Below are 22,235 nucleotides of genomic sequence, written 5' to 3'. Positions count from 1 at the left end.
GGATCGACGAAGAGTCACCCAAGTGATCATCGATGCCGAACCCTAACGGCAACCAGCCGAACCGATCACCACACACATAGAAGCGTCTTGCAGTTGCGGCCCCGCCGATGCCCGTTTTACCCCGCTGTGGAAGGGCCGAAAGTGCAAGATCAACGAGGGCGGAAGGTGGGACGGGGAAGGCCGGCACCCCCGGGGGGTGCCGGCCTTCGGGTTTGCGGACGGGTCAGGCGGAGTAGCCGCGGCTGGCGATCCAGTGCGCCAGGTCGATCGTGGTGACCCAGTACGACGGCAGCGACGGGTCGGCCGAGTCGGCGATCCGCACCATCCGGCCGTCGTTCTTGTAGCCCACCACCGCGACGTAGTGGCCACCGGGGAACGAGTGCCAGCCGCCGTTGGTGTCGGTGACGGTGCCGGCGACGTTCGCCACGACCGCGCGGCCGTTGCTGATCGCCTCGACCACGTCGGCCTGGAGCCGGTCCATCTGAGCCGGGCTGGCGGAGCCGGCGGGAATCATGCGGGTCCGGTACGGGTTGCCCTTGACCTGCTGGTTGAGCACCCGGGTGGTGTCCTCGGCCGAGTTGGTGCCCATCTCGGTGGTGCCGAGCGGACCGGCGAGCGCGTCCTGGCTGCGCTCGATGCCGGCGGCGCTGAGCGCGTTGCGCACGGCGGCCGGGCCGCAGTAGAAGTAGTTGGTCTGCGCCTGGTAGTCGTAGTCGAGCGACCTGCTCGACGGCGGCTTCGGCTTCGCCTTCGCCGTGGTGTCCGGGTCCGCCGACGCCTTCGCCGACGCCGACGCGCTGGGCGACGCGCTCGGCGCGGCCGAGGCACTAGGCGACGCCTGCGGGACGGCGATCCGGGCCTCGCCGCGGCTGGCGGGCTGCTCGCCGAGGCGGGCGGCGCCGAGTTCGGCGACCGATGCGGTGTTCTCCTGGACCGGCGCGTCGTCACCGGCGGTGGCGACGGTGCCGGCACCGGCGGCCAGCACGAGCGCGGCGGCCGATCCGGCGATGATCTGGTACGGGCGTTCGGTGACGATCCGTCGTAGCTGACGCTTCAGGTGGTGCTTCACGAAATCCTCCACGGGGCGTGAGCGGCGCACGCCGGCCCGGCACGCGGAGGAACTCACGCGTGCTGGCGGGGCCGGATGGCCGGGGGATCGGGAACGCCCGTGACGCCGGGCGCCCAGGGGGGCGGTTGCGGTCGCGCGTCAGGCGAGCGCGGGCACCGCGTTGCCGTGGAGGCGGGGGGACGATCGGGGGGTGGGCACGAGGTCGGTACTCCTTCCGTGACCGCCGACCGGGTTAGCTGACGGATTCGGGCGGGAAGTACGCCCTACCACGGGCCGTGGGCCCGCGGATTCACCCCGATGTTGCTTATGGGTCCCCGGTTCGTGAGACACGATTAGGCGGGTCGGTGCGGCGTCGCCGTCGGCGATCGGTTACCGCATCGACGCGCCGACACTACCGGCCGGTATTGCCCCCTGCCAAACGTCCCGACCTGCGTAAACGTGATCTGCGGTAACGGATTTCGGAACAGCCGGTTACTGACTTCACTCGATGGGACAAGCGGTTTTCACGTCACCCGGCGGCGGAAAGCGGACAGACTGCGAGCAGCCGGCCCGCAGTCGCGTGACTCGATGGCCCGTTCTGCGCCCGGCGCCCGATTCGACGGCCCGGGTCCCCGGGCCCGCAAACATCGCGGGTAACGATTCGGTCGAGACGCCCGTCTCAGCCCACCCGGGCCGGACGCCACCTGGCACGCCGCACCGGCGCGGGCACCGGCAGCGGGTTCGTCGCGGCGCTCCGGTACGCCGGGGCGGGCCACAGCGCCGCGGTGGCCGCGTACGCCTCGGCGGCGAGCGTACGGGCGGCCTCGGCGGCCAGTTCCGCGTCCCGCCAGGACTGCCGCTCCCGCGCGGCGGCGCTCTCCCACCCGGCCCGGCGCCCGTCCCGGACGATGCGGGCCAGCACGATCTCCTGGTCGGCCGGGTGCCGGCGCGGATCCCAGCCGTTGCGGCGGGCCAGCACGTCGGCGAGCTGGCGGGCGCTCAGGTCGCCCCGCCAGTGCGCCGTCATGGCGGCGTGGCGCAGCCAGCGCTCCCGGGTCGCGTACTCCGCGGGGGTTCGGGGTGTGCGCGGGGCGGCCAGCGCGGCGGTGCCGGCCAGGCGTCGGGCGGCGGCGTCCGCCTCGTCGTACGCGGTCCACGCCCGGTCCGCCTCGTCCTGCGCGGCCAGCCACTGCTCCCGGCGGCGCCGGGCGGTCTGGGCGGCCCCGGCGGCGGCCACCGCCACCTCCTCGGCGTACCGGATCAGGTCGTCGCGGCGGGCGGCGTCGGCCGGTTCGGCGGCGGCCTCCGGCGCGGCGTCGCGGTCGGGCCGGGCCACGAGCGCGGCGAGCAGGCCGAGGGCGAGCAGCAGCAGGAAGGACCAGATGGCGGCGGCCTCGGGCACGGAGGTGAGGAAGTGGTACAGAGCGGTCTGCGACATGGTCGGCACCTCACGGGAAGGACCTGGCGGGAGGACCCGCACGACCTCGCCGGGCGCCGTTGGGCCGCCGTGGCGGGTGCGGGGATGACGTGCGGTGGGTGCGGTGAACGGGCGCGGCCCGTGGGTGGATCAGCGGGCGGGCGGTGCCCGCGGGCCGGCCGGCGCGGCGGTCCGGCCGGCCGGGACCGGCTGCGGGTCACCCGGGACCGCCACCCGGGCGGCGGGTGCCGGGCCACCGGCGGGACGGGCGTGCCACTCGGCCACGCGGTCGGCCTCCGGCCGTGCGGCAGCCGAGGCGCCCACGGCCGGGTACGCCGGGACGGCGACCGCCGGAGCCGGAGCGGCGGCGACACCGGACGGCAGCGCGGCGGCGCCGAACGAGCAGGCGACGACCACGGCGAGACTGGCGAACATCCGGGCGGCCCAGCGCGCCACCCACCACACGGGGCAGGTGAGCGCGATCGGAAGCACGGGTACAAATTACCGCCGATCCCCCACCAACGCACCGCCGCACGGCGTGTCGCGGATCGACCGGCCGACGTGTGCGCGTGTCAGTCCGGGCGACGCCGCCCGGCGTACTCGACGCCCTCGGCCGGACCGGTCCCGGACGTCGCGCCGCCGTCGGCGGCCGGGGTGGCGGCGGGCCCGCGCGGAGCCGGCACGGCCGGTGCGCGCGACGCCGCGCGGGCCCGGCGGGACGGGCCGAGCAGGCGCATCATCGGCACCTCCACCCAGCGGTGCAGCGCGGCGGCCAGCGCGAGCGTGACCACCAGGAAACCGAGCACCGCGAGCGGGCCGCGCCAGCCGGGCAGCCCGGTCCCCCAGTGCCCGGTCAGCCGCAGCACGGTGACCATGACCAGCACGTGGACCAGGTAGAAGGCGAACGAGACCTCACCGAGCCAGACCATCGCCCGGGACCGCCACGGGGTGGACCGGCCGCGCACGTCGGCGTCCGCCGCGGCGGCGATGACCAGCAGGTACGCCACGGCGAGCAGGGCGGCCCAGAACTCGGCCGGGATCCACATCGCGGCGACCACCCAGGTGGCGACGAAGATGCCGGTGGCGGCGGCGAGGTTGGGTCCGCGCCAGCGGTGCCGGCGCATCAGCTCGGCGGCGGCCACCCCCATCCAGAACTCCAGCGACCGGGTCACCGGGAAGATCTGGGTGAACCACCACCGCTGCTCCTCCGGCACCAGGTGCTGGCCGGGCCACAGCGCCAGGATGAGCAGCGGCGCCGCGACCAGCACGGTCCGCAGCGCCCCGGTACGGGCCCGGCGCAGCCACGGCACCACGAGCGGCAGGCACAGGTAGAACGCCAGCTCACAGGAGAGCGACCAGCTCACGTTGTTGACGCTGTAGAAGTAGCCGCCCAGCGGGATCCACGCCTGGACCAGGAAGAAGTTGCCGATCGCCGCCCAGGGCACGACCGGGTCGGCGAACCAGGCCGCGATCGCCAGCGCCGCCACGAACGTCACCACGTGGTTCGGGTAGATCTTGGCGAGCCGCCGGCGCAGGAACGTCCACGCGCGTTCCCCGTCCCGGTACGACCAGACCAGCACGAACCCGCTGAGGATGAAGAAGAACTCCACACCGGAGAGGCCGAGGCTGAACGCCTTGTCCATCACCGGCTTCAGGTGCGGCTCGGCGATGATCCCCATGGTGCCGGCGTGGAAGGCGAAGACCAGCAGCGCGGCTACCCACCGCAATCCGGTCAGCGACGGCAGTCGTGGGGCACGGGTGACGGTCGGCGCGCTGGTCATTCCGGGCACCCTACCCCGGGGAACCGGGACGTTCCCGGCGAGCCGACGTCCAGCCGGTCGCCCAGGGGCGGCGGATAGGATTTCCCCTCCTGCACGCGCGGGCGCCCACCCGGCTCCCGCCGCACGCCGTGCCGTACGGAAGGTGAGCGAACCGGATGCACCAGCGGATCCTGCTCCGCGCCCGCAAGGGCGCGTTCGACGTCCTCACACCGGAGGAGACGTTCGCCGGCAACTGGATCGGGGACAACAGCGGCAACCTGGTCTTCAGCCACGCCGCGCACAAGCTGCTCGCCACCTCCACGGCCGAGATCACGCCGACCCGCAACCCGGCCGACCCGCGCCTGGCCGACGAGATCAACGAGCGGTACGACGTCTTCGTGGTTCCGCTGGCGAACGCGTTCCGCCGCAGCTTCGTGCACCGCCTGACGCCACTGACCCGGCTGATCGAGCGACTGAAGATCCCGGTGGTGGTGCTCGGCGTCGGCGTGCAGACGAACGTCGACGGCGACCGCGAGTACCTGCGGCCGATCGACGAGCCGGTGCGCGCGTTCTGCAAGGCCGTGCTGGACCGGTCGCACAGCATCGGCGTGCGCGGCGAGGTGACCGAGAGCTACCTCAACGCGCTGGGCTTCTCCGCGGTGGAGCAGATCGGCTGCCCGTCGATGTTCCTGCACGGCGACTCGTTCCACCTGGAGAAGACCCGCCCGGAGCTGACCGCCGAGTCGAAGATCGCGCTCAACATCTCCCCGTACGTCCGGTCGATGGCCCCGGTGGTCCGCCGCCACCAGGAGCGCTACCCGAACCTCTGCTACGTGCCGCAGGACCTGCGGACACTCGGCACCCTGCTCTACGGCGACGCGCCCGAGCACCGGGGCCAGAGCAGCGACATCCCGCTGCACACCTCGCACCCGCTGTTCGCCGAGGACAAGGTGCGCATGTTCGTCGACCCGTGGACCTGGTTCTCGCACCTGTCCGGCTACGACTTCGCGTTCGGCACCCGCATCCACGGCACCATCAGCGCGCTCGTCGCCGGCACGCCCGGCTACCTGTTCGCCCACGACTCGCGCACCCTGGAACTGGCCCGCTACTTCGGCATCCCGCACCGGATCATGCGGGACGTGCCGGCCGACGTCGACGCCGCCGACCTCTACGCGGAGGCCGACTACAGCGCGCTCAACGACGGCCACAAGGCCCGCTTCGAGACGATCACCGCGTTCCTGCGCAAGCACGACCTCGGCACCTCGTTCGCCGACGGCGACAGCGCCGCGCGCTTCGACCGCCAGGTCAGCGAGACGGTGTTCCCCCCGGCCGTCCGGCCCGCCGCCACCACCCCGCCGGCCGAGCTGCTGACCCGCATCGAGCGGCTGCGCGACGAGAACGCCAAGCTCACCGGCACCATCGACGCGCTGCGGTCGCAGCAGCTCCGGGAGCGGATCAAGCAGGCCGTCCCGGGCAAGGTCCGCCGGATGCTGCGGCGCTGACCGTCGTACGCCTGTTCGAGGGCACGGTACGATCGGCTGCGTGTCCGACGCGTACCAGCCCTCGATGCTCGACCTGGCCGAGCAGGGCCCGGCTCTGGGCCCGCTCGCCGGGGCGCTGCGCCGGCACGAGCTGAGCCGGGGCGCCTGGGTCGACCACCTGCCCGGCTGGGTGCGCGGCTCCGACGCGGTGCTCGACACGCTGCGCCACGACGTGCCCTGGCGGGCCGAACGCCGCACGATGTACGACACCGAGGTCGACGTGCCCCGGCTGCTCTGCTGGTACGCCGCCGGCCGGCCGCTGCCGCACCCGGTGCTCACCGCCGCCCGCGACGCGCTCACCCGGCACTACGCGCCCGAGCTGGGCGAGCCGTTCGTCACCGCCGGCATGTGCCTCTACCGCGACGGGCGCGACAGCGTGGCCTGGCACGGCGACACCCTCGGCCGCTCCGCGCACACCGACACCATGGTGGCGATCGTCTCGTTCGGCTCCCCCCGCGCGCTGCTGCTGCGCCCGCACGGCGGAGGCGGCGGCAGCCTGCGGTTCCCGCTCGGCCACGGCGACCTCGTGGTCATGGGCGGCTCCTGCCAGCGCACCTGGGAACACGCGGTGCCGAAGACCACCCGCCCGGTCAGCCCCCGGGTCAGCGTCCAGTTCCGTCCCACCGGCGTCGCCTGAGCCCGGGCCGGGCCCACGACCCCGCAGGGCACCTGCTAGAAACAACTCTCAGGGTCGATCACGCCCCCGTCACCCGATGACGCGAAGGGCGCGCGATGACCCAGTCCCCCACTTCCCGCTGGTCCCCGTGGACACTGCACGGCGACGGCCGCCAGGTACGCCCCGGCGACGTGGTCCAGCCCGACGAACGGCTCTCCTGGCCGCGCACCGTCGGCGTCGGCGTGCAGCACGTGGTCGCCATGTTCGGCGCCACCTTCACCGTCCCGCTGATCACCGGCTTCCCGCCCGCCACCACGCTGCTCTTCTCCGGCATCGGCACGCTGCTGTTCCTGCTGATCACCGGCAACCGGCTGCCGTCGTACCTCGGCTCGTCGTTCGCGTTCATCGCGCCGGTGCTGGCGGCGAAGACCGACGGCGGCATCGGCGCGGCCCTCGGCGGCATCGTGGTCGCCGGCGTCGCGCTGGCGATCGTCGGCGTGGTGGTGCAGGTGGCCGGCTCCCGCTGGATCGACGCCCTCATGCCGCCTGTCGTCACCGGCGCGATCGTCATGCTGATCGGCCTCAACCTCGCGCCGGTGGCCTGGGACGGCGGCGGCTCCGGCACCGGCGTGAAGGCGCAGCCGCTGATCGCCGTGGTGACGCTCGTCGCGATCCTGCTCACCACGGTGCTGTTCCGCGGCTTCGTGGCGCGGCTGTCGATCCTCATCGGCGTGGTGGTCGGCTGGGTGCTCGCCGCGCTGACCGGCAACCTCGACCAGCAGGCGGTCAGCGGCCTGCGCCAGGCGGCCTGGATCGGTTTCCCCGAGTTCCACACGCCGAGCTTCGACGTACGCGCCGTCGTGCTGGTCATCCCGGTGATCCTGGTGCTGATCGCGGAGAACGCCGGGCACGTCAAGGCGGTCGCCGCGATGACCGGGCGCAACCTGGACCGGGACATGGGCCGGGCGCTGCTCGGCGACGGCGTCGCCACGGTGCTGGCCGGCTCCGGTGGTGGTTCCGGCACCACCACGTACGCGGAGAACATCGGCGTGATGGCGGCGACCCGCGTCTACTCCACCGCCGCGTACTGGGTGGCCGGCGGCACGGCGATCCTGCTCGGGCTCTGCCCGAAGTTCGGCGCGCTGATCCTGACCGTGCCGGCGGGCGTGCTCGGTGGCGCCACCACCGCCCTGTACGGCCTGATCGCCATCCTGGGCGCCCGCATCTGGATCGAGAGCCGGACCGACTTCCACGACCCGATCAACCTGTTCACCGCCGCGGTAGCGGTGATCATCGGTGCCGCCAACTACACGCTGACAGCGGGCGACCTGTCGTTCAACGGCATCGCGCTGGGCACCGCCGCCGCCCTGGTCGTCTACCACGGCATGCGCCTGATCGCCCGTCTGCGCGGCACCACCCCCGAGTCCCGTCAGTCCCCCGAACCCGAACTCTGACCCGCCCCCTCGCCCCGTTGATCATGAGGTTGACGGCACCCGGTATCCGTTTTGTCGCCGCCAACTTCATGATCGACCGTGCGGGCGGGCGCCCGACCGCCAGAACGCCCTCGGACGCCCCACTCCGGTGATCAAGGAGTTTGCGGACGTCAAGAGGCGCGGAAGACCCACAAACTTGCGGCCTTCTTCCGCTTCCGTTCGTCCCCAAACTCCTGATCACCGGAGCGGGCGGCCCGGTGGCAGCTCTCCGGGCGCTGGCGAATTTCGGGGCGCTCCGGCAACCCGGTCGCCCTCTCCCCGCCCGTTGATCAAGGAGTCCTTGATCAACCGAGGCTAGGCGAGAGGCGGGCGGGGTGCGCCGCCCGCCGCTGCCGTCAGTCTCGGTCGAGGTGGTGGCCGACGACCGTCGGGCCCAGCATCACGGCGAAACCGGAACCGTCGCGGCGCGGGTCGGCCGGGGGCAGTTCCACCGGGTCGCCGGTGGCTGTCGCACCCACCGGCCGCGGACCGATCCAGGCCACCGACAGGTCCTCCTCACCCTTGAGGAACCGCTGCGCTCGCACGCCGCCGGTCGCCCTTCCCTTCGCCGGGTACGCCTTGAACGGCGTCACCTTCACCGTCGCGCCGGTCGAGGTGACCACCATCGGCTCACCGTGCGCCGCGTCGTCGGTGCGAATCGCGCCGAAGAAGACCACCCGCGCGTCGCCTGGCAGGTTGATGCCGGCCATGCCCCCGCCCTTGAGCCCCTGCGGGCGTACCACAGATGCGGCGAAGCGCAGCAGCGACGCCTCCGAGGAGACGAACGCCAGCGTCTCGGCGCCGTCGGTCAGCCAGGTCGCGCCGACCACCTCGTCGCCGTCGCGCAGCGAGATCACCTCGAACTCGTCGGAGCGGACCGGCCAGTCCGGGGCGCACACCTTCACCACCCCCGCCCGGGTGCCGAGCGCCAGACCGGGCGAGCCCTGCGCGGACGGCCCCAGCGGGGCGAGCCCGACGACCGTCTCGCCCGGCTCCAGCGGCACCAGTTCCGCCGCCGACATGCCGCCGCGCAGCGACACCGTGCCGGACTGCTCCGGCAGCACCGGCAACGGCAACACGTCGATCTTGAACGCGCGCCCGGCGCTGGTCACCAGCAGCACGCGGCCCCGGGCGGTGGAGTGCACGATCGCGCGTACCGCGTCGTGCTTGACCCGGCCGCTGCGCCGGCGCGCCTCGGCGGCCTCCTCCGACTCGGCCGCGGTCCGTGCCACCAGCCCGGTGGCGGAGAGGATGACCTGGCACGGGTCGTCGGCGACCTCCAGCGGACCGGCGGGCACCGAGGCGGCGAGCACCTCCTTGAGGTCGCCGTCGACCAGCGTGGTGCGCCGCGGCGCGCCGAACTGCTTCACCACGGCGGCCAGCTCGTCGGAGACCACCTTCCGCAGCACCTTCGGGTCGTCCAGGATCTTCGACAACTCGGCGATCTCGCCGCGCAGCTTCTCCTGCTCGGCCTCCAGCTCCAGCCGGTCGTACTTCGTCAGCCGGCGCAGCGGAGTGTCCAGGATGTAGCTCGCCTGGATCTCGGAGAGCTTGAACTTCTGCATCAGGCCGTCCTTGGCGGCCTGGGCGTCCTCGCTGGCGCGGATCAGCTTGACCACCCGGTCGATGTCGAGCAGGGCGATCAGCAGACCGTCGACCAGGTGCAGGCGCTCCTCCCGCTTGCGCTTGCGGTACGCGCTGCGCCGGGTCACCACCTCGTAGCGGTGCGCCAGGAACACGTCGAGCAGCTCCTTGAGCCCGAGCGTGCGGGGCTGGCCGTCGACGAGGACCAGGTTGTTCACGCCGAAGGACTGCTCCAGCGGGGTGAGCCGATAGAGGTCGGCCAGCAGCGCCTGCGGGTTCACGCCGACCTTGCACTCCACCACGAGCCGGGTGCCGTTCTCCCGGTCGGTGAGGTCCTTGACGTCGGCGATGCCGGTCAGCCGCTTGGTCTTGTTCACCTCGTTGGTGATGGCCGCAATGACCTTCTCGGCGCCGACGCCGTACGGCAGCTCGGTAACGGTGATGGCCTGCCGGCCGCGGCTGCCCTCCAGCGGGCCGATCTCCACCCGCCCGCGCATGCGCACCACACCGCGCCCGGTCTCGTACGCGCGGCGCACCTCGTCCAGGCCGAGCAGCAGCCCGCCGGTCGGCAGGTCGGGGCCGGGCACGAACTCCATGAGCTTGTCGAGTGTGGCGTCCGGGTGGTTGATCAGCCAGCGGGCGGCCTGGACCACCTCGCCGAGGTTGTGCGGGATCATGTTCGTCGCCATGCCGACCGCGATGCCGGACGCGCCGTTGACGAGCAGGTTCGGGAACGCCGCCGGCAGCACCGTGGGCTGGGTCAGCGAGCCGTCGTAGTTCGGCTCGACGTCGACGGTGTCCTCACCCAGCTCGCCGACGAGCAGCATCGCCTCCCGGGACATCCGGGCCTCGGTGTATCGCGCCGCGGCCGGGCCGTCGTCCGGGCTGCCGAAGTTGCCGTGCCCGTCGATGAGCGGGACGTTGAGCGAGAAGTCCTGCGCCAGCCGCACCATCGCGTCGTAGATGGCGGTGTCGCCGTGCGGGTGGTACTTGCCCATACAGTTGTGCACCACGCGGCCCTCCGCGACGAACGCGTGTTCGTCGGAGCCGACCTGGATATCGTACGTGGTGTCGGCAGGAATCCGCTCGACCGACATCACCCGTAGGAAGGATCGGCCCGAAAGTGCCTCGAGCCGTCTCGCGAGCGGAGACCCGATGCGCCGGAGTTTTCGGATCCATCCATCCCGCTCGGCACGCCAGAGCGGGAATGAACGCTCCGACAGCGGCACGCCGTTACGGTCCTTGCCGTAACGGATCTGGCTACCCGCGCCCGAAAGTGATGATCGGAACGCCTTGCCGGCCTCGTCCCGGAACCAACCGCCCCCCTGGTGGGCGTCGGCGAATTCCTTGATCACCCGCGCGTACGGCAGCCGGTCGTTGCCCTGCTTGCCGCCGTACTGATAGGTCAGGTCCACCACCTTTTCCAGACCTGCGATCTTGTAACCGATCCGCACCCAGGGCAGCAGCATCTCGGCCAGAGCGGCGGCATCACGCCCGCTGAAGGACAGGCCGAGAAGGCGTTGAAAGCCGTCTCGTGCGCTGGTCCAGTAGTGCCCGTGCAAGCCCAGGTCGGCCAGCATGGAGTTGATCTGCCGCACGAGCGTCTCGCTGGTACTGACGAAGACGATCTCCCGGAAGCGCTTGCGGACATAACCGTCACCGTCGAAGAATCCGGCAAGGAAGGGGGCCCATGCCGAGCGGTTCTCGAGGACATCACTCGGCACACGCTTGGCACTGCTCAGCGGTCCCCCCGCTTCGAGCAGGCCCTCGTGCCTCGCGAACGTGACGATGTGCTGATCGCGGTGCCGCGGATCAGTCGCCGTCCTCTTGCCTCGGCTGACGTTGAGCCCGTTGGCGATCGCCCAACCATGTGCGACGTCGAGCGGTTCGACGTCACACATGTGCACTCGCACGCGACCGTCAGCCGAGCGAGCCCGGTCGACGGCGAAGCCCTCCGCCACCACCAGCCCACGGACGTAGTCGTAGGGAGTGCCGCCGGGGGCGGCGGCTTTCCTGCGGGCACCGCCGTACGCGAGCGTGAGGTGCCCGGTGAGTTCGGACGCCTCTACCCAACGAACGGACAGGTCCTCGTCGACCACGCGAAAACGCTGACCCGGCGTGACCGACATGGTGTGCCCGTTGTCCCAGGTGACCCGAACCAGCTCCGACTGCGGGTTTCGGTAGGCCGCCACGACCGGAGTGGCGACTCCGTCGCCGTCGAGCACCGTGTCGCCGACCTCGATCGACTCGATCGGCCGAAGACCGGTCGGTGTCGACACGAGCGTCCCCGCGACGAAGCAGTCGCCGACGATCCGGGCGCTCTTGACGTGGCTGCGGTCCGGCCGGTGGCCCTGCTCGTACATCGACCACAGGATGCGCCGGTGCACCGGCTTGAGCCCGTCGCGCGCGTCGGGCAGGGCGCGGGAGTGGATGACCGAGAACGCGTACTCCAGGTAGGAGTCCGAGACCTCGGTGACCAGCGGGTTGTCGAAGACGCGGGCGCCGGCCTGGTCGAAGGCGGCCAGGTCCGCCTTCGCGCGGTCGTCCTTGCGGCGTGCCATGGTGTGCGTTTCCTTCCGAGACGAACCCGTTGGTCAGGCGTCGATGGCGTCGCGGTCGACGCGGTCGGCGGAGTCGATCAGCCAGTTGCGGCGGGGCTCGACCTTCTCCCCCATCAGCAGTTCGAGGATCCGCTCGGCGGCCTCGACGTCGTCCAGCGTGATCCGGCGGACCGCCCGGGTGGCCGGATTCATCGTGGTCTCCCACAACTCGTCGGCGTCCATCTCACCGAGGCCCTTGAAGCGCGGGATCGGCGTGACGATCTGCTTGCCGGCCTTCTCCAGCTTGCGGACCGTCGCCTCCATCTCGGCCTGGGTATAGGTGTAGACGGTCTGCGGGTTGCGCCCCTTGGTGGTGATCTTGTGCAGGGGCGGCATCGCCGCGTAGAGCCGCCCGGCCTCGATCAGCGGCCGCATGTAGCGGGCGAACAGCGTGATCAGCAGGGTACGGATGTGCGCGCCGTCGACGTCCGCGTCGGCCATGATGAGGACCCGGCCGTACCGCAGGGTGGACAGGTCGAACGTCCGGCCGGAGCCGGCGCCGAGCACCTGCACGATCGCGGCACACTCGGCGTTGTCCAGCACCTGCTGGAGGCTGGCCTTCTGCACGTTGAGGATCTTGCCGCGGATCGGTAGCAGCGCCTGGTATTCGGAGGACCGCGCGAGGCGCCCCGTCCCGAGGGCGCTGTCGCCCTCCACGATGAACAGTTCACTTCTCTCGATGCCCGCGGCCCGGCAGTCGACGAGCTTGGCCGGCATGGCCGCGCCCTCCAGCGCGGTCTTGCGGCGGGCGGCGTCCTTCTGCTGCTTCTGGGTGAGCCGGACCCGGGCCGCGTCGACGATCTTCTGGAGCACCGTCCGGGCCTCGGCCTTGGTGCGGCGGTCGTCCAGCCAGCTCTTGAGGTGCGCCTCGACCAGGCCCTGGAGCACCTTGGTGATCCCGGCGGTGGACAGCTCGTCCTTGGTCTGCGAGGTGAACTGCGGCTCCGGGATGCGCACGTGCACCACGGCGGTCATGCCCTCCAGGACGTCGTCCAGCGTGGGCGCGTCCTCCTTGGGCTTGAGCAGGCCGCGGGCGTTGCGGGCGGCCTCGGCGAGGGTACGGGCCAGCGCCCGCTCGAAGCCCTTGCGGTGGGTGCCGCCGTGGGCGTTGCGGATGGTGTTCGTGAAGCACTCGACGGTGCGCTCGTAGCCGGTGCCCCAGCGGAACGCCACCTCGACCTCGGCGCGGCGCTGCACGTTGGACTGCATGACGCCGTTGGCGTCGGCGGCGTTCTCCCGGTAGGTGCCCTCGCCGGTGACCAGCAGCGTGCCGGAGACCGGCCGGTCGCCGGCCGGGGCGAGGTATTCCACCATGTCGGTGAGCCCGTCGGGGAAGTGGAAGCGCTCCTCGACGGGCTCCTCGCCGGTCTCGTCGCGCAGCCGGTAGGCCACGCCGGGGACGAGGAAGGCGGTGTTGCGCAGCTTGAGCCGGACCGCCTCGGTGTCGAGCGCGGCGCCGGTCTCGAAGTAGCGGGGGTCGTGCCACCAGCGGATCGAGGTGCCGGTGCGCTGGCCGCGCTTCATCGCGCCGACGATCTGGAGGCCGGGGCCGGGTGTGAACGGCGCGTCCGGGCCGTCGCCGTCGAAGACGCCCGGCACGCCGTGGCGGAACGACATGGCGTGGACCTTGCCGCCGCGCCGGACGGTGACGTCGAAGCGGCGGGACAGCGCGTTTACCGCCGACGCGCCGACGCCGTGCAGGCCGCCGGAGGTCTTGTAGCCGGAGCCGCCGAACTTGCCGCCCGCGTGCAGGCGGGTGAGCACCAGCTCGACGCCGGAGATGCCGGACTTGGCGTGCACGTCGGTGGGGATGCCACGGCCGTCGTCGTCGACCTGGACCGAGCCGTCGGCGTGCAGGATCACGTCGACCTTCGTGGCGTGACCGGCGACACCCTCGTCGGTGGAGTTGTCGAGGATCTCGTTGACGAGGTGACCCACGCCACGGCTGTCGGTCGAGCCGATGTACATGCCGGGGCGCTTCCGGACGGCGTCGAGGCCCTCCAGATGCGTCAGGTCGTCGGCCCCGTAGAGGGTCTCAGGCTGTGCGGTCAACTGGTCGTACTCCCAGGTCTCGGCGGTGTGGTGCCGTTCACCGTGTGATCCCCCCACGATGATCGCCGGGCGCGGCGCGCCGCAGCGAGCCTAGCCGGGTGCCCCGACAGGTCGGCGGCACCGGGGCGGTGCGTTGCGCGATCGGCCTCGCCGCCGGGTCCGCGCCGGGGCCGCGTAGGGCGGCCCGGTGGGACGGGCGGAGCGTCCAGGCGGCACAACGACCCGGGCGCCGGATGTCTTCCCCGACGAGGGGCGGCGGATGTCGGGGCATTGACGTCCGTCACACGCGCGTGATCTGATCGCCACCCCAAAGAATCTTTCACATTTCGATGTTCTGGGAGGTCGGGCATGTCCGTGTTCCGTCGTTCCGTGCTCGCGGCGGCGCTGGCGCTCGCCACGGTGGCGTCACCCGCCGCCGCGGCGCCCGCCCGGCAGGCCACCGCCGCGCTGCCCACCGCCGCGCTGCCCACCGCCGCGGTGGCGCTGGGTGACAGCTTCATCAGCGGTGAGGGTGCCGGGGCGTACGCGCCGGTGGTGGACGTCAACGGGGTGGCCCAGGGCTTCCCCGGCTGGTCCGCCGCCAACGCCAACGCCTACTTCTGCCACCGCTCGCCGAACGCCTCGCTGTTCCAGGCCGACCTGCCCGGCATCTCCGCGCGGTTCAACCTGGCCTGCTCGGGCGGCCAGCCGTACGACATCGCGAACGCCTCCGCCACCCGGACCAAGGGACGGCAGGTGGCCGCCCAGCTCGACCAGCTCCGGTCGGTGGCGCGGACCCACGACATCGACCTGGTGCTGGTCGGCCTCGGCTCGAACAACAGCTCGTTCACCTTCGGCAGCGTGGCGGAGAAGTGCGCCAACCGGTTCATCGCCGACGCGTGGACCGGCTGGTGGGAGTTCTGGGCGTACCTGGGCGGGCCGGTGGAGCAGAAGCCGTGCACGGACGCCGACCTGGGCACCGCCGCGCAGTTCGCCGCCGCCACCGCGGAGACCACCACGGCGCTGCGGCAACTGCTCACCACGCTGGACCAGATCGACGCCGACGGGCAGCGCCGGGTGGTGTTCCAGGACTACACGAACCCGCTGCCGTTCGAGCTGGACCAGAGCTACTGGACCGAGGACAGCCGCGACGACACCCGGGACAAGTTCCGCGCGCTGGGCGCCGAGCGGTACGCGGCCGGCTGCCCGATCCACCGGGCCAGCCTGGCGCCCGGACACCGCTTCTCCCAGGGGCTCGGCACGCTCGTCAGCTCGGTACGCGGCACGCTCGCCGCCGAGTTCCCGCAGGACGACCTGGTCTACCTGAACGTGCAGCGCGCCTTCGACGGCGCCCGGCTCTGCGAGTCGACCGGTAGCCCGGGCAACGCCCTGGCCACGCCGATCCGGCTGATGGACGGCCCGACCGGCACGTTCGTCACCAGCCTGTCCGGCTACGACAAGCTGGACATCCAGCGCATCGCCAACGCCTGCGGCACGTACTTCCAGACCTGCCAGGAGTCGTGGCACCCGAACGCCGCCGGGCACAAGGTGCTCGGCCGGTGCCTGGCCGGTGCGGCGGCGACCGGCGCCCGTACCGTCGCCTGCGTCCGCGCCCCGGACGGCACGGTGAGTGTGAGCTGAGAAGCGTCGGCCGGCGTTCCGCGGCGCGGGACGCCGGCCGGCCTCAGGCCCGGATCGCGGCGCCGAGGACGTGCGGCGACGCCGGTGCGGGCAGCCCGGTCGGCGGGAAACGGAAGCGGTCCAGCTCGGTCACCGTGAACCCGGCGGCCCGGATCGCGGCCACCGTGTCCCGGGCGGTGTGGCAGCCGGCGCAGAACAGCGGCCACAGTGTCGCGTCGGCCAGGCGCTGGGCCCGGCGCAGGCCCGGTGTCTGCGCCACCACATGTTCGTAGAAGCGCAGCTCGCCCCCGGGCCGCAGCACCCGGCGCGCCTCGGCCAACGCGACCGCCTGGTCCGGCACCGAGCAGAGCACGAGCGACAGCACCACCGCGTCGGCGGCGCCGTCGGCGACCGGCAACGCCTCGGCCAGCCCGGCGGCCACCGTCACCGGCACCGGGGCGCCGGGGGCGGCGGCGCGGGCCAGGGCACGCAGGCGCGGTTCCGGCTCGACGGCGAGCACCCGGGTCACCCGGGACGGGTAGTGCGCGAGGTTGCGCCCGTTGCCGGCGCCGACCTCGACCACGCGGCCGTGCAGCCCGGCGACGAGGCGGGCCCGGTGGCGGGCCATACCGGCCTGGTCCATGGCGACGCTGGCGCGGGCGAACAGCCGGGAGAAGATCGGATGGGAGACGGCCATCAGCGGACCACCGGTGGGGTGCCGAGGCTGAGCAGGATCGGGCCGGCGGCGCCGTCCACCAGGGCGCCGAGGCGTACCCCGTCGAGCACGGCGAGGAAGGCGGCCTGCGCGCGGCGCAGCTCGCCGCGCAGCCGGCACTCCGCGACCAGCGGGCAGACCGGCTGTGCGCAGTCGACCACCTCGCCGTCGCCCTCGAAGGCGCGGACGACCTGGCCGACGGTGAGGTCGCCGGCGTGCTCGGCGAAGGCCACTCCGCCGGAGCGGCCCCGGATGGTCACCAGGACGCCGATGCGTTGCAGCCGCTGCACCACCTTGGCGACGTGGCTGCGGGGCAGCTCGAGCCGGGTGGCGAGCTCGTCGACGGTGGCCCGGACCGGGGACGCGGCGGTGAGCATGGCGATCCGCAGCGCCATGTCGGTCGACCGGTTGAGCCTCACGCACCGACCCTAGCCATTCGGTGCCGTCAGCGACACAAGCAGATTCACGGTGACCCATGCCACCACGCTCCCGGGACCTTCGACCCTAAAGAGGACTTCCAGATACCTGTTTTGTGGGGATCGACCTGTTCGAGTCCCGGAAGGAGATTCGGTAGTGCTCTCGGAATCCTCAGCGGCTGTCGTGACCGCCACCCTGCCCGTCGTGCGGGCGCACGGCGAGGCCATCACCGGCCGCTTCTACCAGCGGATGTTCGACGCCCACCCGGAACTGCTGAACCTGTTCAACCGGGGCAACCAGGCCACCGGGGCGCAGAAGGCCGCCCTCGCCTCGGCAGTGGTCGCGTACGCGGCGCACCTGACCGGCGAGGCCGGCCTGCCGTGGGGGCCGGTCCTGGACCGGATCGCGCACAAGCACGCCTCGCTCGGCATCACCGCCACCCAGTACCCGATCGTCGGCCGGCACCTGCTCGCCGCCGTCGGCGAGGTGCTCGGCGACGCCGTCACCGCGGAGGTGGCCGCCGCCTGGGACGAGGTCTACTGGCTGCTGGCCTGCGAGCTGATCGCCCGCGAGGCGCGGCTCTACGCCGGCGCCGGCGTGCCCGAGGCCGCGCCGGTGTGGCGGGAGTGGCGGGTGACCGGCCGGACCCGGGAGAGCGCCGACGTCGTCTCGCTCACCCTCGCGCCGGCCGGCGGCGGCGCCGCGCCCGGCTTCACCCCCGGGCGGTACGTCTCGGTCGCCGTCGACCTGGACGGCGGCCGGGGACAGCAGATCCGCCAGTACAGCCTCTCCGGCCGCCCCGGCGCCGAGACGTGGCGGATCACCGTGAAGCGGGTACGCGGTGAGGCCGGCGCTCCCGACGGCATGGTCTCCGGTCACCTGCACGACCGGGTGGCCGTCGGCGACACGCTGCGGCTCAGCCCGGCGTTCGGTGAGGTCGACGCCACCGGCGACGGCGGCCCGCTGCTGCTGGTCAGCGCCGGTATCGGGCTCACCCCGGCGATGGCGGCGCTGGCCCACCTGGCGGACCGGAACCCCGGGCGCCAGGTGACGCTGGCGCACGCCGACCGGCACGCCGAGGCGCACGCGCTGCGCGCGGAACTGCCGGCGCTCCAGCGGCGGCTGCCGAACCTGGCCGTCCACCTCTGGTATCTCGACGCCGCCGGGGCAGAGCTGCCCGGGCTGAAGGCGGAGGTGTCCAGCGGGCTGATCGACCCGGACCGGCTCCCGCTGCCCGCCGGGGTGGCCGTGCACCTGTGCGGTCCGATCGCGTTCATGAACCTGGTCCGGGGCAACCTCCTGCGCCGGGGCGTGCCGGCCGAGCGGATCGCGTACGAGGTGTTCGGCCCCGGGATGCTGCCGGGCTGACCGTTTCTCGGTCCGGGGACCCGCGTCGACGCCCCGGCCAGGGCATCGAGCCTCCACAGCGGAGGCGGCGGGCTGGCGGAGAAGTCGATGATCTACTGGTGAGGGGCGGATCCCGAGGATACGGGTCCACCCATGCGTGTCCTCGGCATCAACGCGATCTTTCACGACCCGGCCGCGGCCCTGGTGGTCGACGGCCGGGTCGTGGCCGCCGCCGAAGAGGAACGGTTCAGCCGCCGCAAGCACGGCAGACGACCGGTGCCGTTCTCCGCGTGGGAGCAGCCCGAGCTGGGGCTGGCCGACCCGTGGGACGGGCTGCGGGTCGACTACGCGCGGCGCGCGCCGGTGCAACGGCTCCGGCCACCCCTTCCTACCCGGCGGTAGGTTCGGGCCGTACGCTTGTCCGGGTGAGCGGGGACTACACCCAGGAGTACGTGGACGTCGACGGCGCGCGCATCGGTGTGCAGGTCTATCCGGAGCCGGCCGGTCCGCCCGGCGCCCCGGTGGTGCTGATCTGGCCCGCCATGGGCGTGCGCGCCCGCTACTACCGGCCGTTCGCCGCCGCGCTGCGCGACGCCGGGCTCGCGGTGATCGTGGCCGACCTGCGCGGCACCGGCGAGAGCACGCCCGCGCCGTCGCGCGCCTGCCGCTACGGCTACCAGGAGATGTCCACCGACATCGGTGCCGTGCTCGACGCGCTCAAGCCCCGGCTCGACGGCCGGACCCGGGTGCTGCTCGGGCACTCCCTCGGCGGCCAGGTCGCGGTGCTGCACCAGGCGCTGCACGACGCCGAGCGGGTGGACGGGCTGGCCCTGGTGGCGGTGGGGCTGCCGTGGTGGCGGCGGTACCCGGGCCTGCGCGGGTGGGGCGTGCTGCCGTACACCCAGGCGATCGCGGCGACGGCCCGGCTGCTCGGCGTCTGGCCGGGCTGGGGCTTCGGCGGCCGGCAGGCCGCCGGCGTGATCCGGGACTGGGCGCACACCGCCCGCACCGGCCGGTTCCCGGCGCTGGACGGGGTGGACTCGGAGGCCGCCGTGCGGCGGATCCGCACGCCGGTGCTCGCGGTGAGCGTCGACGACGACCAGTACACGCCGCACGAGACGCTCGACCACCTGTGCGAGAAGCTGACCGGCGCGCCGGTGACGCGGCACCGCTACACGGTGGCCGAGGCGGGCGCGCCGCTGGACCACTTCACCTGGGTACGCGCGTCGGCGCCGCTGGCCGCCCGGATCGCCGCGTTCGCGGACACACTCCCCCGGCGCTGAGCCACGCCGGCACGCTTCCCCGCCGGTGAGCCACGCCCGGGCGTGAGTCGCCCGATCGTGGGTATGCCGCACCGCCCGAACACGGCGGAGGGGGATCTGATGTCAGAACGGCACACCACGCTGCGCTCGATGCACGACCTGGGCCTGGCGGCCTGGTTCGGCGGTTCCCTGATGGGGGCGCTCGGCGTCAACGGCGCGGCGGCGCGGATCAACGACACGACCGAGCGGCTGCCGGTGGCCTCGGCCGGGTGGGCGCGGTGGACACCTGTCAACGCGGCGGCGATCGGCGCGCACCTGGCCGGCGCGGTCGGCGAACTGGTCACCGAGAGCCCGCGGATGGCCCGCCAGGCGGGCGTGGGGAAGATGAGCGCGGTCAAGACCGCGCTGACCGTCGGCGCGCTGGCGGTGACCGGCTACAGCCGGCTGGTCGGCATGCGGCTGGAGAAGGCCGGCGGGCCGCCGGTCGAGGGGACCACCGAACCCAGCCACCACACCCCGGCGAACGTCGCCGCCAGTCAGCGGCAGATGAAGCTGCTCCAGTGGGCGGTGCCGGCGCTGACCGGCGCGCTCGTCGTGGTGTCGGCGTACATGGGCGAACAGCAGAAACCGGGCCAGGTGTTCCGGGGCATGCTGGACCGCGCGGGCGGGCTGATGGCCGCGCCGAAGAACATCGGCAAGGTGGCCGCCGTGGGCGCGGCCGGACGTCATCTGGTCGGGGCGGCCCGTTGACCACCGCGCGGCCGGTGACCCACATCGGGGTGGGTCACCGGCCGCGCGGTGTACCGGCGCGGGACAGGGCCGTCCCCGGGCGGACGGCGCGGACATCAGCAGCCAGGTGAGGTGACCATGACCAGCAGGGACCGGCCGGGTGGGGGCGACGGGCGCGGACCGGAGTCGGCCGCGCCGTGGGGCACCACCGACGGCTTCGACGCCGACCCGCCGTGGGGCGCCGGCGACGACGACCCGATGAACGAGGGCAGCGAGGAGACCGCGGTGCCCGAGGGGCGGCTCGGTGAACGACGGGCGGCCGGGGTCCGGCCGGGCGGGCCGAGGGCCGGCCGGCACGGGCTCGGCTCAGTGGAACCGACCCGGACGCCCGAGGCCGGACCGGGCGCGCCGCCGGATCCGGCCCCGTCCGGGCGGACGTTCCCGGACGACAGCGCGGACGGCGACCTCGGCGACAACGCGCTGGAGGAGGCGACCGGGATGCGCCCGGAGACGCGCCCCTGAGAGTTCAGGAGCCGGTGCCGTCCTCACCCGGCCGGCCCGGCGCCGACGGCTCGTTGTCCGGCACCGGTGACTCGGCCACCGGGTGCCCGGTGTCGTCGACAAGGCCCGGCGCCATGCTGCCGCCGTGCGCCTCCTCGGCCTCCCGGGTCGCTCGCGGGTCCCGCTCGTCCTCGCCGTGCCGCTTCTCCACAGATCCCCCCTCGCGGTCGTCCATGCCCCCGGCGGTACCCGGACGACGGCCGGGGAAACGTCAGGCGCGCGCGGCGGCGGGCGCGACGCCGAGCAGGTCGGCCAGGCGGGCGGCGTCGCGCTGGGCCTGGTCGCCGCAGCAGTTGTTCATCAGCACGTGCAGCTCGGCGCACTGGTCGGCCAGCTCGCGCAGCAGCACCGACCAGTGCCGCAGCTCCCGCTCGCCGTAGGCGTAGCGGAACCGCTCCTGCTTGTCCCCGCTCTCCCAGGCGGTGCTGTGCCCGTGGAACCGGATCACGGCCAGGTCGGTGGTGGCGACCAGGACCGGCGGCACCGAGGAGACGTGCCCCTGCGGCATGTCCACGCAGGCGTACCCGAGGTCGTGTTCGCGCAGGAACGTCACGGTGTCGGCCATCGCGTCCCCGTCGAACCACGACGAGTGCCGCAGCTCGACGGTGACCGGCCAGGGACGGCAGCGCCGCGCGGCGTCCAGGATCCGCCGCCGGGCCGCCTCGCTCCGCGCCAGCCACGGCGGGAACTGCAACAGCACGGCGCCGAGCCGGTCGGCCACCGCGAGCGGCGCCAGCGCCGCGTGGAACCGGTCCCACAACTCGTCGTACGCCCCGGCGGGCAGGTCGCGCCAGCGGATCCGGCTCGGGCCGCCCGCCGGACGCAGGTCGCGGGGCAGCGCGTCGACCGGCGTGTGGTGGCCGGTGAAAAGGCGGAACGCCTTGACGTCGAAGGTGAACCCGTCCGGGGTGGCGGCCGCCCACCCCGCCGTGGTCTCCGGCACCGGCACCGCGTAGTACGACGTGTCCACCTCGACCAGTCCGAACCGCTCGGCATACCAGCCCAGCCGGCCGGCGGGGGTGTTGACCCCGCGCGGATACCAGCCGGAGCGGATCAGCATCTGGTCCGCCCACGAGGACGTGCCCACCTTGATGACACCCATGTAGTTCAGTTCACCGCTACCGTCGGACATCGGCAACCGGAGATGCCTGACCCGCCGTGACCGGGGGCGGGTGAACGGCCTCACCGCGTCCGCGGCGTACGGAGTGTGACACCCGGCCGGGTGACGGCGCTGAGGGTGACGAGATGGACGCATCCGGTCTGGACCAGGAAACCGTCGAGCGGTTGCTCGCCGGCCGTTCCGGCGACGCGCCGTCCGCTCCCCCGGGCCTGGTCGCCGTGCTGGCCGCGGTCCGGGCCGCGCCCGGCCCGGGCGAACTCGACGGCGAGGCGGCAGCGGTCGCGGCGTTCCACGCGGCCCGTCGGGTGCGTCGCCGCCGCCGCGTCCGGCTCGCCGCCCGGGTGGCCGTGTCCGCGCTCGCCGCGTGCCTCACCAGCGGCGTCGCGATCGCCGCG

18 protein-coding genes, 4 pseudogenes and 1 riboswitch are annotated in these 22,235 nt (G+C 73.1%); of the genes and pseudogenes, 10 read left to right on the top strand and 12 right to left on the bottom strand.

Going from position 1 to position 22,235, the window contains the following annotated elements; genetic code table 11:
- Positions 1 to 223: 223 nt before the first annotated feature.
- From AB0D28_RS28715 to AB0D28_RS28700, 4 genes are all read right to left on the bottom strand, one after another.
- Positions 224 to 1,081: a C39 family peptidase gene (locus AB0D28_RS28715; RefSeq protein WP_357390858.1), complete on the bottom strand. Its 858-nt coding sequence runs from the start codon at positions 1,079 to 1,081 to the stop codon at positions 224 to 226.
- Positions 1,082 to 1,275: 194 nt separating this feature from the next.
- Positions 1,276 to 1,418, bottom strand: a riboswitch (cyclic di-AMP (ydaO/yuaA leader).
- A gap of 309 nt (positions 1,419 to 1,727) precedes the next feature.
- Positions 1,728 to 2,486, bottom strand: a complete 759-nt coding sequence (locus tag AB0D28_RS28710; RefSeq protein ID WP_357390856.1) for a hypothetical protein — start codon at positions 2,484 to 2,486, stop codon at positions 1,728 to 1,730.
- A 129-nt stretch (positions 2,487 to 2,615) separates the two neighbouring features.
- Entirely contained in the window at positions 2,616 to 2,957 is a 342-nt protein-coding gene (locus AB0D28_RS28705) for a hypothetical protein (RefSeq protein WP_357390854.1), read from the bottom strand.
- Between the two features lie 80 nt (positions 2,958 to 3,037).
- The gene (locus AB0D28_RS28700) at positions 3,038 to 4,246 is read right to left on the bottom strand and encodes an acyltransferase (RefSeq protein WP_357390852.1); all 1,209 of its coding nucleotides are present in this window, start codon (positions 4,244 to 4,246) and stop codon (positions 3,038 to 3,040) included.
- A gap of 155 nt (positions 4,247 to 4,401) precedes the next feature.
- Between AB0D28_RS28700 and AB0D28_RS28695 the strand changes: the two genes are divergently transcribed.
- The 3 genes from AB0D28_RS28695 to AB0D28_RS28685 all read left to right on the top strand — a co-directional run bounded on the left by AB0D28_RS28695 (position 4,402) and on the right by AB0D28_RS28685 (position 7,836).
- The gene (locus AB0D28_RS28695; protein ID WP_357390850.1) at positions 4,402 to 5,727 is read left to right on the top strand and encodes a polysaccharide pyruvyl transferase family protein; all 1,326 of its coding nucleotides are present in this window, start codon (positions 4,402 to 4,404) and stop codon (positions 5,725 to 5,727) included.
- A 40-nt stretch (positions 5,728 to 5,767) separates the two neighbouring features.
- Positions 5,768 to 6,403, top strand: a complete 636-nt coding sequence (locus tag AB0D28_RS28690) for an alpha-ketoglutarate-dependent dioxygenase AlkB (RefSeq protein WP_357390848.1) — start codon at positions 5,768 to 5,770, stop codon at positions 6,401 to 6,403.
- A gap of 95 nt (positions 6,404 to 6,498) precedes the next feature.
- Positions 6,499 to 7,836, top strand: coding sequence for a solute carrier family 23 protein (locus tag AB0D28_RS28685; protein WP_357390846.1), 1,338 nt, complete (start codon positions 6,499 to 6,501; stop codon positions 7,834 to 7,836).
- 374 nt (positions 7,837 to 8,210) lie between these two features.
- Here the strand turns inward: AB0D28_RS28685 and AB0D28_RS28680 are convergent, their stop codons facing one another.
- The 4 genes and pseudogenes from AB0D28_RS28680 to AB0D28_RS28665 all read right to left on the bottom strand — a co-directional run bounded on the left by AB0D28_RS28680 (position 8,211) and on the right by AB0D28_RS28665 (position 14,147).
- Positions 8,211 to 10,535, bottom strand: a complete 2,325-nt coding sequence (locus AB0D28_RS28680; RefSeq protein ID WP_357390861.1) for a DNA topoisomerase (ATP-hydrolyzing) — start codon at positions 10,533 to 10,535, stop codon at positions 8,211 to 8,213.
- Between the two features lie 441 nt (positions 10,536 to 10,976).
- A pseudogene (locus AB0D28_RS28675) lies at positions 10,977 to 11,750 on the bottom strand (LAGLIDADG family homing endonuclease); the annotation flags it as partial.
- Positions 11,739 to 11,999: pseudogene (locus tag AB0D28_RS28670) on the bottom strand (DNA gyrase subunit A); the annotation flags it as partial. The pseudogenes AB0D28_RS28675 and AB0D28_RS28670, both read right to left, overlap by 12 nt.
- A gap of 33 nt (positions 12,000 to 12,032) precedes the next feature.
- Positions 12,033 to 14,147, bottom strand: a complete 2,115-nt coding sequence (locus AB0D28_RS28665; protein ID WP_357390844.1) for a DNA topoisomerase IV subunit B — start codon at positions 14,145 to 14,147, stop codon at positions 12,033 to 12,035.
- A 291-nt stretch (positions 14,148 to 14,438) separates the two neighbouring features.
- Between AB0D28_RS28665 and AB0D28_RS28660 the strand changes: the two genes are divergently transcribed.
- Positions 14,439 to 15,710: a hypothetical protein gene (locus AB0D28_RS28660; RefSeq protein WP_357390842.1), complete on the top strand. Its 1,272-nt coding sequence runs from the start codon at positions 14,439 to 14,441 to the stop codon at positions 15,708 to 15,710.
- Between the two features lie 43 nt (positions 15,711 to 15,753).
- Here the strand turns inward: AB0D28_RS28660 and AB0D28_RS28655 are convergent, their stop codons facing one another.
- On the bottom strand, positions 15,754 to 16,386 hold the full coding sequence (locus tag AB0D28_RS28655) for a methyltransferase domain-containing protein (RefSeq protein ID WP_357390840.1): 633 nt from the start codon (positions 16,384 to 16,386) through the stop codon (positions 15,754 to 15,756).
- Complete coding sequence (locus AB0D28_RS28650; RefSeq protein ID WP_357390838.1) at positions 16,386 to 16,823, bottom strand: Rrf2 family transcriptional regulator; 438 nt, start codon at positions 16,821 to 16,823, stop codon at positions 16,386 to 16,388. Before AB0D28_RS28650 ends, AB0D28_RS28655 begins: the two co-directional genes overlap by 1 nt.
- Before the next feature lie 154 nt (positions 16,824 to 16,977).
- Here AB0D28_RS28650 and AB0D28_RS28645 point away from each other — a divergent pair, with 154 nt between their 5' ends.
- The 5 genes and pseudogenes from AB0D28_RS28645 (at position 16,978) to AB0D28_RS28625 (ending at position 20,681) form a co-directional block, all read left to right on the top strand.
- Complete coding sequence (locus tag AB0D28_RS28645) at positions 16,978 to 18,189, top strand: globin domain-containing protein (RefSeq protein WP_357390836.1); 1,212 nt, start codon at positions 16,978 to 16,980, stop codon at positions 18,187 to 18,189.
- Positions 18,190 to 18,321: 132 nt separating this feature from the next.
- A pseudogene (locus AB0D28_RS28640) lies at positions 18,322 to 18,531 on the top strand (carbamoyltransferase N-terminal domain-containing protein); the annotation flags it as partial.
- A gap of 62 nt (positions 18,532 to 18,593) precedes the next feature.
- Positions 18,594 to 19,451, top strand: a complete 858-nt coding sequence (locus AB0D28_RS28635; protein ID WP_357390834.1) for an alpha/beta fold hydrolase — start codon at positions 18,594 to 18,596, stop codon at positions 19,449 to 19,451.
- Between the two features lie 99 nt (positions 19,452 to 19,550).
- On the top strand, positions 19,551 to 20,180 hold the full coding sequence (locus tag AB0D28_RS28630) for a hypothetical protein (protein WP_357390832.1): 630 nt from the start codon (positions 19,551 to 19,553) through the stop codon (positions 20,178 to 20,180).
- 117 nt (positions 20,181 to 20,297) lie between these two features.
- Entirely contained in the window at positions 20,298 to 20,681 is a 384-nt protein-coding gene (locus tag AB0D28_RS28625; protein WP_357390830.1) for a hypothetical protein, read from the top strand.
- 4 nt (positions 20,682 to 20,685) lie between these two features.
- On the opposite strand, the gene AB0D28_RS28620 is transcribed toward AB0D28_RS28625, so the two are convergent.
- Together AB0D28_RS28620 and AB0D28_RS28615 are read right to left on the bottom strand one after the other, a co-directional pair.
- Complete coding sequence (locus AB0D28_RS28620; protein WP_357390828.1) at positions 20,686 to 20,895, bottom strand: GTPase activator; 210 nt, start codon at positions 20,893 to 20,895, stop codon at positions 20,686 to 20,688.
- A gap of 36 nt (positions 20,896 to 20,931) precedes the next feature.
- The gene (locus AB0D28_RS28615; RefSeq protein WP_357390860.1) at positions 20,932 to 21,822 is read right to left on the bottom strand and encodes a DUF72 domain-containing protein; all 891 of its coding nucleotides are present in this window, start codon (positions 21,820 to 21,822) and stop codon (positions 20,932 to 20,934) included.
- A 143-nt stretch (positions 21,823 to 21,965) separates the two neighbouring features.
- On the opposite strand from AB0D28_RS28615, the pseudogene AB0D28_RS28610 reads away from it, so the two are divergent.
- Positions 21,966 to 22,235 (top strand): annotated as a pseudogene (locus tag AB0D28_RS28610) (hypothetical protein); the annotation flags it as partial.

Origin of the sequence: Micromonospora sp. NPDC048169, assembly GCF_040652815.1 — a bacterium.
Lineage (GTDB): Bacteria > Actinomycetota > Actinomycetes > Mycobacteriales > Micromonosporaceae > Micromonospora.
This window is presented reverse-complemented; position numbering and strand designations above follow the sequence as displayed.